The organism is Buttiauxella sp. BIGb0552 (genome assembly GCF_004366275.1).
Lineage (GTDB): Bacteria > Pseudomonadota > Gammaproteobacteria > Enterobacterales > Enterobacteriaceae > Buttiauxella > Buttiauxella gaviniae.
This window is the reverse complement of the sequence record NZ_SODY01000004.1, coordinates 530,516-548,039: the sequence shown is the minus strand read 5'-3', so window position 1 is coordinate 548,039 and position 17,524 is coordinate 530,516. Positions and strand designations below refer to the sequence as shown.

Annotated in this window: 16 protein-coding genes; all 16 read right to left on the bottom strand. The window is 51.1% G+C overall.

Translation table 11 applies throughout. The features are described from left to right. Positions 1 to 21: 21 nt before the first annotated feature. The 16 genes from wcaL to wcaA all read right to left on the bottom strand — a co-directional run bounded on the left by wcaL (position 22) and on the right by wcaA (position 17,435). Entirely contained in the window at positions 22 to 1,242 is a 1,221-nt protein-coding gene (gene wcaL / locus EDF88_RS14615; protein WP_134185415.1) for a colanic acid biosynthesis glycosyltransferase WcaL, read from the bottom strand. Next, positions 1,239 to 2,519: a colanic acid biosynthesis pyruvyl transferase WcaK gene (wcaK, locus tag EDF88_RS14610; RefSeq protein WP_134185412.1), complete on the bottom strand. Its 1,281-nt coding sequence runs from the start codon at positions 2,517 to 2,519 to the stop codon at positions 1,239 to 1,241. The genes wcaL and wcaK overlap by 4 nt, the downstream gene beginning before the upstream one ends. A 27-nt stretch (positions 2,520 to 2,546) precedes the next feature. Beyond that, positions 2,547 to 4,025 carry an MOP flippase family protein gene (locus EDF88_RS14605; RefSeq protein WP_134185410.1) on the bottom strand — a complete coding sequence of 493 codons (1,479 nt, stop codon included), beginning with the start codon at positions 4,023 to 4,025 and terminating at the stop codon, positions 2,547 to 2,549. Positions 4,026 to 4,036: 11 nt separating this feature from the next. After that, positions 4,037 to 5,431, bottom strand: coding sequence for an undecaprenyl-phosphate glucose phosphotransferase (wcaJ, locus tag EDF88_RS14600; protein ID WP_064512211.1), 1,395 nt, complete (start codon positions 5,429 to 5,431; stop codon positions 4,037 to 4,039). A 67-nt stretch (positions 5,432 to 5,498) separates the two neighbouring features. Continuing rightward, positions 5,499 to 6,869 (bottom strand): colanic acid biosynthesis phosphomannomutase CpsG, encoded by a 1,371-nt coding sequence (gene cpsG / locus EDF88_RS14595; protein WP_134185408.1) that lies wholly within the window; start codon positions 6,867 to 6,869, stop codon positions 5,499 to 5,501. A gap of 185 nt (positions 6,870 to 7,054) precedes the next feature. Beyond that, positions 7,055 to 8,500, bottom strand: coding sequence for a mannose-1-phosphate guanyltransferase (cpsB, locus tag EDF88_RS14590; protein ID WP_134185406.1), 1,446 nt, complete (start codon positions 8,498 to 8,500; stop codon positions 7,055 to 7,057). Between the two features lie 2 nt (positions 8,501 to 8,502). Beyond that, on the bottom strand, positions 8,503 to 9,723 hold the full coding sequence (gene wcaI, locus EDF88_RS14585) for a colanic acid biosynthesis fucosyltransferase WcaI (RefSeq protein ID WP_134185404.1): 1,221 nt from the start codon (positions 9,721 to 9,723) through the stop codon (positions 8,503 to 8,505). Further along, complete coding sequence (locus EDF88_RS14580) at positions 9,720 to 10,199, bottom strand: GDP-mannose mannosyl hydrolase (RefSeq protein ID WP_134185402.1); 480 nt, start codon at positions 10,197 to 10,199, stop codon at positions 9,720 to 9,722. Before EDF88_RS14580 ends, wcaI begins: the two co-directional genes overlap by 4 nt. Positions 10,200 to 10,201: 2 nt before the next feature. After that, a complete protein-coding gene (locus EDF88_RS14575; RefSeq protein ID WP_134185400.1) occupies positions 10,202 to 11,167 on the bottom strand; it encodes a GDP-L-fucose synthase in 966 nt (321 codons plus the stop codon). Between the two features lie 2 nt (positions 11,168 to 11,169). After that, positions 11,170 to 12,291 (bottom strand): GDP-mannose 4,6-dehydratase, encoded by a 1,122-nt coding sequence (gmd, locus tag EDF88_RS14570; RefSeq protein WP_134185398.1) that lies wholly within the window; start codon positions 12,289 to 12,291, stop codon positions 11,170 to 11,172. Positions 12,292 to 12,344: 53 nt separating this feature from the next. After that, positions 12,345 to 12,884: a colanic acid biosynthesis acetyltransferase WcaF gene (gene wcaF, locus EDF88_RS14565; RefSeq protein ID WP_134185396.1), complete on the bottom strand. Its 540-nt coding sequence runs from the start codon at positions 12,882 to 12,884 to the stop codon at positions 12,345 to 12,347. A 53-nt stretch (positions 12,885 to 12,937) separates the two neighbouring features. Beyond that, positions 12,938 to 13,690, bottom strand: coding sequence for a colanic acid biosynthesis glycosyltransferase WcaE (wcaE, locus tag EDF88_RS14560; RefSeq protein WP_134185394.1), 753 nt, complete (start codon positions 13,688 to 13,690; stop codon positions 12,938 to 12,940). 11 nt (positions 13,691 to 13,701) lie between these two features. Beyond that, on the bottom strand, positions 13,702 to 14,922 hold the full coding sequence (wcaD, locus tag EDF88_RS14555; RefSeq protein WP_134185392.1) for a colanic acid polymerase WcaD: 1,221 nt from the start codon (positions 14,920 to 14,922) through the stop codon (positions 13,702 to 13,704). Further along, positions 14,897 to 16,114, bottom strand: coding sequence for a glycosyltransferase (locus tag EDF88_RS14550; RefSeq protein ID WP_134185390.1), 1,218 nt, complete (start codon positions 16,112 to 16,114; stop codon positions 14,897 to 14,899). The genes wcaD and EDF88_RS14550 overlap by 26 nt, the downstream gene beginning before the upstream one ends. Next, complete coding sequence (wcaB, locus tag EDF88_RS14545) at positions 16,111 to 16,596, bottom strand: colanic acid biosynthesis acetyltransferase WcaB (RefSeq protein WP_134185388.1); 486 nt, start codon at positions 16,594 to 16,596, stop codon at positions 16,111 to 16,113. Before wcaB ends, EDF88_RS14550 begins: the two co-directional genes overlap by 4 nt. 2 nt (positions 16,597 to 16,598) lie before the next feature. Beyond that, positions 16,599 to 17,435: a colanic acid biosynthesis glycosyltransferase WcaA gene (gene wcaA, locus EDF88_RS14540; protein WP_064512236.1), complete on the bottom strand. Its 837-nt coding sequence runs from the start codon at positions 17,433 to 17,435 to the stop codon at positions 16,599 to 16,601. Positions 17,436 to 17,524: the final 89 nt, after the last annotated feature.

The following is a 17,524-nucleotide window of genomic DNA, read 5'->3' as shown; positions in this document are numbered from 1 at the left end:
GTGAGGTTTCACTCGGTGGGTTTACAGCGTTTGTAGCTGACGGGCTAATTCTCGGTAGATAACTTGCTGGTTAAATTCAGTTTCGACTTTCGCACGGGCCAAGCTGAGCATTGGTTTAAGATCATTGGCTTCGATTCTGCCGAAGGCCTGCAACGTGTCTGCAAGCGCCATTGCATCTTTTTCAGGCACCAGCCAACCGGTGCGACCCGCGTCAATGAGTTCAGGAATACCGCTATGTACGGTGGAGATAACCGGAATACCCACCGCCATCGCCTCCATTAGCGCCACCGGAATACCTTCCATATCGCCATCTTCACCGGTTATCGACGGCAGCAAGAACACATCGGCTTCATCGAGCATCGCTTTCACTTCATGGTTCGGCTTAAACCCCGGCATAAATACCACGTCATCTAGCTGATTTTGTTCAATAAGCGTACGCAGGCGCGTTTCCCACGGGCCAATACCGAGAATGTTGTAACGGAACTTCACGCCGCGTTCTTTGAGCAGCAGGCAGGCTTCAATTGCGACATGCAAACCTTTCTTCTCGGTCAATCGTGCTACCGAAATAATCTCCAACGTTTTGGCCGGAGCTTTCACGCTACGCTGCGAGAACCGCTCCATATCCACGCCCATACGCGAAACGGTAATCTTGTTGGCCGGGCAACCCATTTTTTGCAAACGCCCCGCCCATAAATTGCTTATCGGCAGCATCAAATCGCCACGGGTAAAGAGTTTTTGATATTCCGGTGTGTAGTGCGCAAGCGCCTCGCGCCCTGAAATATCAATGCCGTGGAACACCGTGGCAATTTTCCCTTTAAGCAGGCCTAATTCACGCAGCTTTGCTGCCGTGACACCTGCCGGGCCGAAGTGGGCGATAAATACATCAGCCTGTACGGTTTGCGGGTTACGGCCACAAATAGAGGAAAGGATCAGGTTGCGCGCCTCCTCGCCATAGCGTTTGGAATTTAGCGCGCGCCAGGTCTGCGGGCGAAGGGCACCACGCAGAGTGTTCAAGGCTCGGGATTGCAGTTTTGCTACCTTCCCCGAAGGCTCGTCCATCAGCCAGGTGGTTTTCGCAGCCAGATCGTACTCTTTGAATGCCGAGTGGGTATTGGTCAAATCCCCTTTCTGGATGGCGACAATTTCCACCTCATAACCCATATCGATAAATGCCGTTATCTGGTTGAGCACAAAGGTTTCGGATGCCACTGGGAATTTGAGTAGGAAGAAGCCAACTTTCATTTTTCCCCCTTAACACGCGTCAATACAGATTCCACCATACGCAAACCATCTTCACGTTCCGCGCGCACCGCATGAGCCAGACGTTCGTTAATTGCGGGTAATTGCCCCAGCACATCCGCCACCACGCTTTGTAGTGAGCCATTCAACAACTGGCGAATTTCAATCGCCATTTCCGGCATGCCAAGCTGCTTCATGATGCCCGCAGATTTGTGTTCGTAATTGATAGCAATCGCAGGCGTACCGAAGTTCATGGAGATGATGGCGGAATGCAGGCGCGTGCCAACCGTCAGTTCGCATTCGCCGAGAATCTTGCCCATCTCCAGATCGTTAAGCTCATCCATCACCACATGGTATTGATCCGAGTCATTCACATACTGCTTCAGGTTGAGCGCCACCATGCGGTCATCTTTGTTGTAGCTGTCGATACCCGTACAGGTCGACAACGCCAGCACCTGGTAACCCTGGCCAATGACACGATTCACCACCGAGGCGAATGCTTGTTCATAGGCCTGCTGCGTGGTGCCAAGGCGTTTGTCGAACGGTGCCAGTTCACGCAGCGTAATAGCGACGGTCTTCTTGCGCTTGATGGTTTCCAGCCAATGCTGCACCGCGTAGCTCGGCACAAAGCTGTCATTGTGATGATCGACAAGCCAGGCGGTGTCGACGCCCTGCTCCACTTTGCTGCTATCAATATTGCTTTGCTTCATCAAGTCGAGACTGACGGACTCACGCAAAATCAGCGACTCGGCATTACCGAAAACATAACTCGCCAGGTGATTAAACTGCGGGTCCTGGAACGGCCCAACGCTGTGGCCAATCATGTACACCGGCTTTTTGGCCATAAAGCTACACAGCGCATGCTCAAACTGAGAAACGCCATATAAATCGACAAAGAAAGAGCCGCCGACCTGAATAATCGCGTCATATTTTTGCAGCGATTTCACAAAATCAATAAAGCCCTGCGGGATGGATATATTGCGCAGGCGCCCGTTGTCCGTGGCTTTCGCCAGCAAAACCTGGTGTTGATACTTGCGGCGCAGCACTTTTTTTACCCGGCCCATCAGCCCAACCGCATTGTTGTGCTGTTTCATCTGCTTATACAAGCCGTCACCCATTACCGGGCGGCCCAGCAGCCATGCAGAACTCACCGGATAACGGCTCATCACATCAACCTGCACGGTGTCATCAATGGTGGTAATCGCATCGATCAGTCCGCGCAGAATGGCGCTGTCACCACGGTTGCCGCAAGTGTGGTTGCCAAGAATCAATAATTTCATATAAATCAGACCTCTTATTAAGGGGTTTTAGCTTGCGCGAAGCAGTGTTTTTAAACGGTCGTTACGGCAGAACTGTCGCTTCATCTCAACCACCAGCGCATTCCGTGAGAGCACCAGCATGACGATAAAGGCCAATGCGCCAGCCGCGATTTGTGCGCCCACCAGCAAACCGAGCGCGAGATGGCCTTTCAGGGCAATTCCCAGCGCACTACTCACCACAATGGTTGGAATCGAAAGGTAAAACGGTAGCCAGATGCTCTGAATGTACTGGCGGTAACTGGACCCCAGCACCGGTTTAATCATGATGAAATAGCTAAGAACGGTGTTCACCACCTGCACGAACAGGAAGCCGAGCGTCACGCCCATTGCGCCAGCAAGGTGCCCGCCGACAATAATCGCCGGGATAAACAGGCAGGTTTTGAAGACGTTGAATTTAAAGCTGATATCCACTCGCGCTTTTGCCATCAGTAATGACCCAATCGGGTTACCGATAGAACGCAGCAGCCCCACCACGCACAGCAGTTGCAGAATTGGCGTAATAAACTGCCACTTTTCACCAAACACCAGCGGCACAAAGTTGTTCGATACCACCAGCAGGCCGAGCAGCGCCGGGAAGTTGATAATCCCGACAATCGACAGCAACTTGTAGAAATTGAGGCGTAACTTGTCGGTATCGTCCTGAATCTTGGCGAATGCCGGGAACAGCACGCGGGTGATAATTGGGTTGAGTTTCATCGGTGGCACCACCGCCACGTTATAAGCGAGGTTATAGCCACCAGCGATACTCGCGCCAAGGATGCGCGCTAGCACCAGCGTTGAAAGGTTGGTATTCACGTAATTGATAATGCTGTCCGCAGTCAGCCACGCGCCAAACTTGAGGTTCGAGCCGACGGACTTCAGTGAAAAATGCAGGCCCGGGCGGTAAATCTTACGGCCAAAGAAGCCAAACAGAGAGGTGCGCACCACGGTGTTCACCAGGTAACCGACGATCGCGGTCATGGCGAACGGGTAATACATCGCCGCGCCCACGGTGACAGTAAAGCCCGCCATCACCGAAACAGTTTCAATTGAGCCGATTTTTGAAAACTCGAGCTCCTTTTGCATGAGCGCACGGAACTGTTGGCCGTGGGGAATGACAATAAAAGCAAACGACAGGGTTTTGATAAGCGGTGCAAGCTTAGGTGCGTGCAGTACCGAGGCGATAAAATCGCTCAGCAAAAACACCAGCGCAAATACCACTAGCCCCAGGCCGACGTTCAGCCAGTAGAGCGTGGTTAACTCAAGATGGCTGATTTCTTTGCGCTGGATAATCGAGTTGGCAATACCAAAGTCTGACAGCGTATCGGCCAGCGCGATAATCACCAGTGAAATAGTCAGCAAGCCAAACTCGTGGTTGTCGACAATGCGCGCCAGCACCGTCATCTGCACCAGGCCCAGGCTAATAATAATCACCGTGGCGATGGCGGACCATTTCGCGCCGCTGATGGTTTTTTCTCTCAGGCTCATTAAAGACTCACTTAATACGCAGCTTTATTAACAAAGCCTTTGAAGATGGTCAGAAAGACAATTTTGATGTCAAACCACAGGCTCCATTCGCGGATGTATTCCAGGTCAAACTCAACGCGCTTTTCCATTTTCTCAAGCGTGTCGGTTTCACCGCGCCAGCCGTTGATTTGCGCCCAGCCGGTAATGCCGGGCTTCACTTTGTGGCGCAGCATGTAGCCTTCAATCAGCAAACGATATTGTTCGTTATGTGCAACCGCATGGGGGCGAGGACCGACAATCGACATTTCACCCATCAGCACATTAATAAACTGCGGCAGCTCATCAAGCGACGTGCGGCGCAGGAAATTCCCCACCGGCGTAATACGCTTGTCGCCTTTGGTGGCCTGAGTCACTACAGCATCATTTTCCATCACTTTCATGGAGCGGAATTTCCATACTTTGATTGGCTTGCCATCCATGCCGTAACGCGTCTGGCGGAAGATAACCGGGCCTGGCGAGGTCAGTTTTACCGCAGCACTAATGCACAGCAGTACTGGGGAAATAAACAGCAAGATCATCGCCGACAACACGATATCTTCGAGGCGTTTCAGAATCCGGTTAATACCATTCAGTGGGGTTGCAAACAGCGGTACTACCGGCACACCGTTAACTTCTTCGGTGCGAGAGTTAAGAATATTGAAGGTGAACACATCAGGGATTAGCATCACCGAACAGGTGGTATCCGTGAGTTCGCGGACCAGAGTTTTAATCTGCGCTTCTTCACTCATCGCCATGGCGATGTAGATATTGTCGATTTGCCCTGCGCGCGCCTGTTCAACCAGGTCGGCAAAAGAGCCGGCATAATCACCGTGTGGGGATTCAGGCTGCTGGTCGTCATAAACCCCGGTGACATCAAAGCCTAACCACGGTTCGTTACGGAAACTTTCGGCCAGTGTGTAACCCACCGGCAGTGAACCCGCGATGGCAATACGACGCGTGTTGTAGCCCATATTGCGCAACCAACCAGCACCGAAGCGAATAAACGAACGGCACATCACCATGCCGAAACTGGTCAGCACATACCAGGCCAGATACACCCAGAATGAGCCATCAAAGTCAGGGTTAAACGCCAGTAATCCGGCACTAAAAATCAGACTTAGCGTCCAGTTTTGCAGCAGCAGCATCAGTTCGCTGGAAATTCTCACTCCGCGCCAGGAGCGATAAAAATCGGTCATTCCACCAATCATCTGGAAGACCACGAGGGCGAGTAACGCCATCAGCAAATGCATATACAAAAACGGTAACGCGTTAACCTGACACACTACCCATAACCCAACAAACATGATGGTTATGTCAGAAAAACGTTGCACCATAGAGATTAACGATGCGTTCGTTTTTGGCAGCTCGCGCTTTTTTAGGTTTGTCATCGTTTTACCTTTATTAAAAGGGTGACGGATCCCCTTTCCTGCCTCAGGAGATTTCCGTCCCCACAGATCACTGATTCAACAGTTCCATAATTTCCTGCGTTCGCGCCTGCATCAGTTGTTCATTACTGCGCGATTCCACATTCAGGCGCACCACCGGTTCGGTATTTGAACTGCGCAGGTTAAAACGCCAGTCGGCAAACGCCATGCTCACGCCGTCGGTGTGGTCCACTTCCTGCGCGTGCGGCGCAAAGTGCTGCTGCACGCGCGCAATCGCGACTTTCGGGTCTGCCAGCTTGCTGTTGATTTCCCCGCTCGCCGGCCACGCAGCCATACGGTCACGCACCAGTTCACCAAGGGTTTTCCCTTTCAGGCACAGCAACTCGGTCACCAGCAGCCACGGGATCATCCCGCTGTCGCAATATGCAAAATCACGGAAATAGTGGTGGGCGCTCATTTCACCGCCGTAAATGGCGTCTTCCTGGCGCATACGCTCTTTGATAAACGCATGACCGGTTTTCGACATCACCGGCGTGCCGCCTGCGCGCTCAACGATATCTACCGTGTTCCACGACAGGCGTGGGTCATGAATAATCTTCGCCCCCGGCTGTTTTTCAAGGAATGCCGCCGCCAGCAGACCGATGATGTAATAGCCTTCGATAAACTGCCCTTTCTCATCGAACAGGAAGCAGCGGTCGAAATCGCCGTCAAAGGCGATGCCCATATCCGCGCCATGTTCAATCACCGCGTTGCGGGTATCGTCGCGGCACTCAGGTAGCAGCGGGTTCGGGATACCGTTAGGGAAATTACCGTCAGGCTGGTTGTGTACTTTTATGAACGTCAGCGGCACGTTGAGTGCCTTAAAGCGTGCTTCGATGGCATCAACAATCGGGCCCGCCGCACCGTTACCGGAGTTAATCACCAGTTTCAGCGGCTTGATGTTTTTGACGTTGATGTACGAGAACAGATGGTCGATGTACGCCTCAACCACCGAAACTTTCTGGTAGCAGCCGCGTTTTGCCGCGTCCACCGGCGGGAAGTCGTTGGCCTCCGCCAGGCGCTGCACATCGCGCAGGCCGGTGTCGCCGCTAATCGGGCGAGCCCCTTCGCGCACCAGCTTCATGCCGTTGTAGTCCATCGGGTTATGGCTGGCGGTGACTTCAATGCCGCCATCCACATCCAGATGCCAGGTAGCAAAATAGATTTCCTCGGTGCCGGACAGGCCGATATCCAGCACGTCCACACCCGCATCCTGCAACCCTTTTGCCAGCGCCAGCTTAAGTGCCTCACTGGTCAGTCGCACGTCGCCGCCCAGCACAATGGTTTTCGGTTTCAGGTACTCGCCATAGGCGCGGCCAATACGTTCGGCAATCTCTTCATTCAGCTCTTCGCCCAGCTTGCCGCGAATGTCATAGGCTTTAAAACAGGTTAATTCAGTCATGTTTTACCTCTTTTCAGGCAACAGTCAGCCCCCTCCAGTACGGAGATAACTTTTTCTAAAATGTATAACCATTAGATTTCGCGTTGCAGGAAGGCGGCAACTGCGTGCATCGCCGGGAGCTTAGTTAACTAAGTGACCGGTGTGCGCAAAGGAAGCCAACGCATCTGCAGCGTGAAATATGATGGTTAGATGCGTCCGTAGCGATCCTCGAAGCGCACAATGTCGTCTTCTTCGAGGTAGGTGCCGGAACGCACTTCAATCAGATCGAGCGGGATTTTCCCTGGGTTTTCCAGGCAGTGGGTGACACCCAGCGGAATGTAGATGGACTCGTTTTCACCGAGCAGTTTCACTTCCTCACCCAGGGTCACTTTCGCGGTGCCGGCTACCACAATCCAGTGCTCGGCGCGGTGATGGTGCATCTGCAAAGACAGACCTTCGCCTGGTTTCACGGTGATGCGTTTCACCTGGTAGCGTTCACCTTCATCGATAGAGTCGTACTTGCCCCACGGGCGGTACACTTCGCGGTGGTTGTGGTGTTCGTGGCGGCCATCGAATTTAATCTGCTCAACCACTTTCTTCACGCTCTGGACGTGGTCGCGGTCGGCAATCAGCACCGCATCTTTGGTCTGCACAACAATCAGGTCTTTCACGCCAACGGTGGTGACCAGGCCGGATTCGGCGTAGATGTAACTGTTTTCGGTAGAGTGGCTTATTACATCGCCGTGATGCACATTACCCTGCTGGTTTTTGGTGCTGATTTCCCACAGCGAAGACCATGAACCGACGTCGCTCCAGCCGGCATCCATCGGCACAACTACCGCATCAGCAGTTTTTTCCATCACCGCGTAGTCAATAGACTCGTCAGGACATGCGAGGAATGCGGCTTCATCGACACGCACAAAATCGAGATCCGGGTCGATGTTCGCCATCGCTTTTTCGCAGGCGCTGAGAATATCCGGGCGGAATTTTTTTAACTCTTCGAGGTAGCGCCCGGCGCGGAACAGGAACATACCGCTGTTCCAGTAATATTCGCCACTGGCGACGTATGCCTGCGCGGTGGCGATATCCGGTTTTTCGACAAACTGCGCCACACCAAACGCAATCGCATCCGCATCAGGTGCATTCGGGTTTATCACTTCGCCACGGCGAATGTAGCCATAGCCCGTTTCTGGCAGATCCGGGACGATGCCGAAAGTCACCAGTTTGCCCGCTTCGGCATACGGCAGCGCATTACGTACTGCGTTTCGGAATGCATCTTCGTCCTGGATAACGTGGTCAGCGGCCAGTATCAGCATCAGCGGGTCATTTTCTGGCTGATTGCGTATTGCCGCCAGCGCTGCCAGCGCGATGGCTGGAGCGGTGTTGCGCCCGGCAGGCTCCAGCACAATATTTTCCGTCAGCTTGTTCAGCTCGCGCAGCTGTTCGGCGACGATAAAACGGTGTTCTTCATTGCAAATTACCACCGGGCTTTCGCAATCGACGCCGTTTAAACGGCTAACGGTGGTTTGCAACATCGTCAGTTCGCCTTTCAGGCACAGGAACTGTTTCGGGTAAAGCACGCGGGACAACGGCCACAAGCGGCTACCGTTTCCTCCAGCCATGATGACCGGATAGAGTCTGGAATTAGTCATAATTAACCCTGAATGTCCGCAATAAATTGATTCAACACGCTGTTTTTCTCGAGCGTGCGCTCGGCATATTCACATGCCACGATGTTATGTTCCGGCAGTTGCAGGCAGCGCTGAATGCCATCGGCCAGGGCATCAACCGATTCCGGCTCAACACACACCGCGATACCGGAAAACGCATCGCAAAGTTGGCCGAGTTCGGTGTCTGGTTCTGCGGTAATCACCGCATTGCCGCCCACCGCAAGAATGTTGGTCAGTTTTGATGGCAAAACGGCATCAGCCGCACCTCGGCGCTGAATGACCAAATGACAATCGGCAAGCTTAAGTAACGCTGGCAGCGCGTCGTAAGGCTGCAACGGATGGAACACCACGTTGTGCAGCCCTTTATCCTGCGCCAGTTTTTGCAGGCGAGCCTTGCCGCCGCCCTGCCCGACAATCACGAATAAATACGGCTTGTTAGCAAAACGTTCAGCCACTTCAATGACCGTTTCCAGCCCCTGTTTTTCGCCGATATTGCCGGAATAGAGGATGATTTTTTTATCGTCTGGCAATTGCAGGCTGTCACGAACCGCCAGAATTTCTTTACGGGAAATATCGCGAAAACGCTCTACTTCGGACCAGTTAGGGAAGAAGATCACTTTCTTCGGATCCACACCCTTTTCAGCCGCTTTGTTCATCATCGAACGCGAAATGGTCGAAACGTTGTCAACGTTATGCAGGCCACTTTGCTCAAAACGGCTGGCCAGTCGGGCCACTTTTCCCTGTTTTTTGCCCGCCATTCCGAGGCCGAGCATGGCGTCGACTTCGTAATCCTGAATATGTAGCAACGTGCGCGCGCCGCTCAATTTTGCGAGCAGGCGCATGCCCGGTACACAAAATAGCGTCGGCACCACACCGATAATGCGGTCCGGCTTCCAGCGGCGTTGCGCCAGCAGCGGGAATAAAGAACTCAGTGCAAAGCTGCCCAAATGAATCAGGCGCTTTATCGTTGAAGGCTGCTTTGGTACATACAGCGGGCAACGCCAGACAGTGGCGGCCCCCACTTCCTTCTTGTACTTCCAGGCGGAATAATCGGGATGGACTTCCCAAACTGGATAGTAAGGCGGTGCGGTGATAACACGCACCTCATGGCCCTGGCGCGTCATCCATTCAACCATTTCGCCGGTATATTTGCCGATGCCAGTTAATTCCGGGGAGTAGTTAATGCCGTAGACCAGGATTTTCATAATCCGATGACCTTATCTGCCTTGTCGGTCAGAAAATAAGCGCGACTGTTGTCGTGTACATCATCACGTGCCAACAATTCTTCAGGCGTTAACCAGCGATAAGCACTGTGTTGCGCATCCGGCAGTTGCAGCGCATCGGCATCAACACGCAGGCGGAATCCCAGCACGATGTAGTGCGTGGAGAAATCCGTGCCGGAGAAGTTGTCGTCATAGAAGTGCTGCCACACGCCGTAAAACTCGCCATCCTGCAAGGTGAACGCCGTACCTAATTCAGCCTCGGTTAAGCGCGCAAAAGCACGGTCCAGCGTTTCGTCTTTCTGTACCCGGCCTCCCGGCACGAACCAAAAGTTCTGCGCCGGGCGCTGAGTGCGTTGCCCCAACAGGAATTCTCCTGCCTGATTTTCAACGATCAGATCGATTGAGATCAGCGGTGTGGAGCGGACAACGGTTGAGAAGTCTTCAGCACTCAGAAACATATTTACCCCCGGAACCGTTGCTGGTTTTCGAGGAACCACTGGTAGGTGCTGGCAAGGCCAGGCTCCAAAGTGATTTCCGGATACCAGCCCAGGCGGCGCAGGCGGGTAACGTCCAGCAGTTTGCGCGGCGTGCCATCAGGCTTAGTGGCATCAAACACTACGCGCCCACGGTAACCCGTGACTTTGGCGATGGTTTGCGCCAGCTCGCGGATAGTGCAATCCACACCGGTGCCGACGTTAATGTGCGACAGCATCGGCTGGGTATTTTCCTGCCACACTTCGCTGGCCATTTCCATAATATGAATGCTGGCTGCCGCCATATCATCGACATGCAGGAATTCACGCATTGGCGTGCCGCTACCCCACACCACCACATCCGGCGAGTTTTGCTGCGTCGCTTCGTGGAAACGGCGCAGTAACGCAGGAATCACGTGCGAGTTACTTGGGTGGAAGTTATCGTTCGGCCCATACAAATTAGTTGGCATCACCGAACGATAATCACGACCGTACTGGCGGTTATATGACTCACACAGTTTGATACCGGCGATTTTGGCAATCGCATACGGCTCGTTAGTCGCTTCAAGCGTGCCTTGCAGCAGCTCGCTTTCCGCCATTGGCTGGTGAGCCATTTTCGGGTAAATGCACGATGAACCGAGGAACAACAGCTTATTCACATTGTGCGTATGCGCGCTGTGAATAATGTTGCTCTCAATAATCAGATTTTCGTAGATGAAGTCGGCCGGATAAGTGTTGTTGGCAACAATTCCGCCCACTTTTGCCGCTGCGAGGTAAACCTGGTCAATGCGCTCCTCGGCAAAGAAGGCATTCACCGCTGCACCATCTAACAGGTTCAGTTCATCGCGATTACGCAGCACCAGTTCGACATCAGCGCGTTGTTCAAGCTGACGGACGATGGCCGAACCGACCATCCCCCGATGGCCGGCAACAAAGATACGGTGTTTATTCATGCTCAGGACTCCAGCGCGATGGCAACCTCGTAACCATGGGACTTAAGCAACGAGTGTTTTTTCGCCGCTTCCAGATCTTTAGCGACCATTTCGCCAACCATCTCTTTAAGCGTGATTTCTGGTTTCCAGCCCAGTTTTTCGTGTGCTTTAGTTGGGTCACCCAGCAGGGTTTCCACTTCTGCAGGACGGAAGTAACGTGGGTCCACAGAGACAATCACATCACCTGGTTTCACACCCGGCGCATCGTGGCCCGTGACAGAAACAACAATGCCCTTCTCTTCCACACCCGTACCTTCAAAGCGCAGTTTGATACCCAGCTGTGCCGCTGACATTTCCACGAACTGACGCACGGAATACTGCACACCGGTGGCAATCACGAAATCCTCTGGCGCCTCTTGTTGCAGCATCATCCACTGCATTTTCACGTAGTCTTTGGCATGGCCCCAGTCACGCAGAGAATCCATGTTGCCCAGATACAGGCATTTTTCCAGGCCCTGAGAAATGTTGGCGATAGCGCGGGTGATTTTACGGGTCACGAAGGTTTCGCCACGGCGTGGGGATTCGTGGTTAAACAAAATCCCGTTACATGCGTACATGCCGTAGGATTCGCGGTAGTTGACGGTGATCCAGTAGGCGTAAAGTTTGGCAACGGCATACGGAGAGCGCGGATAGAAAGGTGTGGTTTCTTTCTGCGGGGTTTCTTGTACCAGGCCGTAGAGCTCGGAAGTGGATGCCTGGTAGAAACGTGTTTTCTTCTCAAGGCCTAAGAAACGAATCGCTTCCAGAAGGCGCAGCGTACCCATGGCATCAACGTCTGCAGTGTATTCCGGGGATTCAAAAGAAACCGCTACATGGCTCATCGCGCCCAGGTTATACACTTCATCCGGCTGCACTTCGGAAAGAATACGGGTCAGGTTAGAGCTGTCCGTCAGATCACCGTAGTGCAGATGGAATTTCGGGTTGCTGGTATGTGGATCCTGATAAATATGATCAACACGTTCGGTGTTGAAAGAAGAAGCACGTCGCTTAATACCATGAACTTCATAACCTTTTTCCAGCAGCAGTTCCGCCAGATAGGAGCCGTCTTGCCCGGTTACACCCGTGATGAGAGCTACTTTAGTCATAATAATTCCTATGATTGAAGATTAAATTAAGAGCTTTGCTTTAAATAAAGCGCTCACGCTCGATCGCGTATTTTTACTGCTGGGTTACCCCGGCAAACGGCATTCGCCGGTAATGATTTATAAATGCTGCTACGCGCACCCACGACGGTGCCATTTCCAATATTCACGCCAGGTGAAACAAATACATCGGTTGCCAGCCAGCACTTCTCACCGATAACAATTGGCGAGGCGGTAATATCAAAATGCTTACTCATATAATCGTGGCTTCCGGTGCACAAATAACACTTTTGTGACACCACAGAATTCGCCCCTATCGTGATATCACCCAGCGTATACAACACTGCGTCATCACCTACCCAGGCATAATCGCCTAGCGTTAATTTCCATGGGTAAGTAATTTTTACTGACGGACGAATCACAACACCTTTACCAATTCGTGCACCAAACAGGCGTAATAAAAAGGCACGCCAGCGATAAAATATTTGTGGTGACCATGCAAATAATGTTGCTTGTACCGCCCACCACAGTTGAACCTTAATAGGGTGCCCACCCCGGAAACCTTTCGGTACCGAGAAGCCATTTAATTCCTGCATAATATTTCCTACGTTTTTGTCGGATGTCGCTGACGCTAATCCCACCTACAGAATCAGGCTTTGTTATAAAGTGCTTTTGCTTTTCCGGTAGTACGCAGACGAAGCTTATAAGATAATTCTGCAATAAATCCCGGCACGCCTAATATTTTGCGCTGAACATTTTTTGCATCCCGACACAATTCAATATTATTTGATGTCGACACGCCGCCCATGGAAAATTCAGACACCAATCCCTTGACGCGTTTGAATGAATAACCTTTTTTATACATACGTGCGGCAAGCGCATAATCCGATGAGACTTTATATTGCAGATCGTAAGGGTATTTACGCAGCCCTGATACTGGGAAAAATATCGCCTGATGGCTGGCAGGTAAACTATGGTAGATATACCAGCCCTGCTTTGCGCGGCGTTCTATTTTTGTACCGTCGCCAAAATCTAATAACGCATCACCAATCACCATCGCATTATCAGTCGAGGGCATAGCAGCCAGTTGATGCGCGACGGTGGCAATATCCTGGTGGAAAATGTCACCGGAATTGAGGAACAAAGCAAAGCGGCCCTGGGCCATCTCAATACCTTTGTTCATTGCATCATAAATGCCGTTATCTTTCTCGCTAACATAACGTAACTGGTACTGACCATTGAGGTTTTCCAGAAACTCTGCGGTGCCGTCATTTGAGGCGCCATCCACAACAATCCACTCAAATGTGATGCCTGGTGCCTTCGCTAAGTGAGCCAGCGAATGCCAGGTTTTTTCTATTCCGGCGAGATTTTTATAAGCAACCGTGATGACACTTAGCAGCATTGTTATTGACCTCAGGTGTTCGTAATTTTGAGCGCCTTACGTAAAATAAATGGGCACACAATCAAGAACGCATATTCAGGGCTAAAAATTGAACCGGTAAAAAATAATGACACGGGTGTAAAAAGCCATAATTGAACGCGGTAATTTTCATTATTACCAAAAGCTGTGCGCATCATTTTAATGACTTTCCACATATACCAAATGGTCAGTAATACCGCGAACCATGAAAAATAAATAATTAACAGATACAAACCATTGTCTACTGTTTTACCGACATCCGCACCGTTAAAGATTCCGAATGATGCGACATATTCATATAAAGATCCGAAACGCACTACCCCGTCGATATTGGTTAATGAATACCCAACCATCGCTAACGGGCCAATAATTCGATAATAAGATGAAGAACCTTCGGTTCCCAAATCGCCAAGGCGGGTCGCGATATAAGGGAATGCGAATATTAACCCTACTAAAAACACGGAAAGAGAAATAATTGCTAATGGCAACTTCTTCTTTATGGCATTTTTATTAAGGTACTGGAATGCCCATTCAAGAAGATAGAACAGGATAAAAGTCATTACCCCTGAAAATGAACCTGAGAGCACTATCCCTAAAAGAATCATACCATCTGTTTTCGGTGTTTTGATACCAAACTGTTTGATACTGAGCCAAATTGAGATTAATGCCAGAGCGAAGAACGCCGGTTCAAAATAGAGTGCGGTAGTACGCTTGCCGCCGAAGCTAATAAAGTTCAGAACATAGCTATTACTGTATATAAGAAACTTCGAAATTTTCTCAATCAGGCTACTTCCACCGGTCAGAATAATCTGAGCCATTTCCGCCGCCGCAAGCATCACAATAATGCCCACCACAACATAAAATAACCGCAGAATTTTATGGTGATTACGCTGTGAAATAGTTTTGAAACGGCAACTCCATGTCATTGCCATAATCAGCACAATATAGACGAACAATAATGTCGAGGTGACGTATTTGCTGGCATCAAGCGATTGGCCAAAGATGTAGTTAAATGCAGTCAGTGCGGCACCGATACCCAGCGCAATCATCAATTTTTTGACGCTGATTCGTTCAATGTACAAAAAGAGGATTGCAGGTAAGAAGGTGACTATCGTTATTGGGAAGCTTTCCCCCAATGAGGCCAACTTGACGTTGACCACCAGATAGATAAACGGTAACAGCAGATAACTACAGATTCTGATAGAACGAGACATACTCCTCCAGCATCTGTTGCCCACTAAACGCCTGGCGGCTTGCAGCTTTAAATACCTGCAACTCTTTGCCAAACACCTGCTGCGCTAACTGCTCTTTTGGCATTTTCACCAGTTCGAGCACCCGAGCATCACTAAAGGTTTTGCCGCCAACTTTACGCAATACTTCGTCAGCAGCATCACTTTGCGTGGCGATAACCGGCACGCCAATGGATAACGCTTCACACAGAATCAGAGGGTAGTTATCTACCTGCGAGCTGAACACCAGCGAGTCCATTTCGTTAAGCTCGCTCATCAGTGCTTTTTTATCGGTCATATAACCGTGGTTCACCACGTTCGGGCCATTAAACGGCGAGAACTTACCGAAAGTGTGCAACTCGATTTCGTCGCCCAGCGCCATAATGGCCTGCACCAGTTGCTGATTAGTTTTGCCGTCGTAACGCAAATCATGGGCTACCACAGCTACTTTTGGCTTAACACCCGCGGCTTGCGTGAGCGGTAATTCAGCCAGAATCGCTTCGGTTGCCACATCAATACCGTTATTGATGATTTTGCAGCGCCCTGCTCCGTAAATCAGGTTAAAGGCATCGGCCACATGCTGACTTGGCGAAATAAACTTGCAGCCTAGCGCGAGCATTTCGCGGAACAACTGGCGTTTGGTGTGCACCAAAAGATGTGCACGATCCTTTTTCACGGGCGGGTAGTTGTTTAGCGTCGGGCATTTCTGGCAGCCAGTTTTCCAACCATCGCAACCATCCAGAAACGCACAGCGTCCGGTGATGCTCCAGTGGTCGTGGAGCGTCCAGACAAAAGTGACATCCGGTTTATGCGCTTTTACACGCTGGCAAAACGTCACCATCTCTTCGAGATTCAACCAATAACTGTGTACCACATGAAAATGCAGCACTACCGGGCCTTGGGCACGAGTCACTTTGCGATACAGGTTATTCAGGTTGCCGAATGGGTCGCGGTTGAAAAAGCGAAACAGAATAATGTTGGCGATAGACGTCAGGCGTGGGGTGTGTTTTTCCACCCCCTGGAACTTGTCATGGCTGGCACTTTTCTTGCCGCCTTTACCGTAGCCGTAAATAAATCGCGAGCTAAAACCTGCAGCATTGGCACGCTGATGAAGATCCAGCGCCACGCCCGCTGCGCCGCCTTCAGCGAGGCGCACGTTAAATTGCATGATATTCATTTGATTATTTTTACCTGTGCTTTTTCGCCAACCACCAGCGCATTGTCTGGCACGCTATCGAGTACCACGCTCCCAGCACCAACAATGACGTTATTCCCAAGCGTGATTTCGCCAATAATCACCACGTTGGCACCCAGTTCGACACCGTTGCCGATCACCGGGCAGGCGTTGCTTTTGCCGCGATTACCGATGGTGACGCCGTGGCGAATGGTGAAGTCATCACCGGCGACCACGAATTTATTAATCACAACGGCATAACCGTGGTGAATGGTAAAACGACGCCCGATGGTGGCACCCGCCTGGATTTCATAGCCAAACAGGCATTCGGTCACAAAGCGATAAAGCAGGATTATCGGAGCTGCCCAAAGATTGTTGATGACGCTTTTTTTACGCCATACCGAGCAAAAATGGGCAATACGGTAAGCCATCACCATGCAGCAAGGGCGAAGGCTCCAGGAGTTTGCGCGCAGGTCTTCAAGCACCGTTATTTCCCCCGCAATCCGTCAGCCAGACGCTTAGTATTGCGCACGCTCAAGAGCGCTAATAATGTGCGTAACGACATACGCTTGTTGCGGATCTGGTAGAGGGTAAATAGCTGATACTTCTTGCTGGCACGGTCGAATTTATCTTTGTGCTTTTGATAGAAATGGAAGTAACCGGCAAACTTTTTCGGTGATTTTGTGATCTGCATTTCACCGTGATTGATATGCAAAATTTGCGTAGCTTCTTCCACTTTCCACGGCTGACCATACTCCACCACCATACGCAGGAAAATATCGTAGTCCTGAGCCGCCGCGAGAGTGGTATCGAACAGGCAAGCTTTGAAGCGGTCAGCATAAGTAAACACCTGATTACCTATGATATTGCGCTTGTAAAACAGCTTTAATGAGAATGGAGATTTAGGGTAGAGCGGCAAGCTTGCGGGCTGCGAATAGACCTGGCCTTCACAGACATAGTCATTGGCGTAGAGAAATGCATGAGTCACCAATTGGTGTTTTTGCTCCAGGAATACCGACAGGCGGTTTGGCGTCCACTCATCATCGTCATCAATACCCGTAATTAATTCACCCGTGGCATTACAGATGGCCTGGTTGCGCACTGAGCAGGCACCCGAATTGAAATCATTGCGGGTATAACGCACGCGTGGGTCACCCAGCTCATCAACAAAGCGCTGAAGCTGCTCGAAAGAGGAAGAGCAGTCATCAACGATTAACATTTCCCAGTGTTCATAATCCTGGCGCAGCACCGATTTGATGGCGCGAATAGCCAACTGCTGGCGGTTCCATGTCGGCATATAAATAGAGATAAGTGGGCGTTTCATGGCGCTCCCCCGGAAATCGTTTTTATTTATTGGTAGATGGCGCTATCGCTTATCCACCCTACGGCGAGATTTGTAGGGCGAATAAGCAA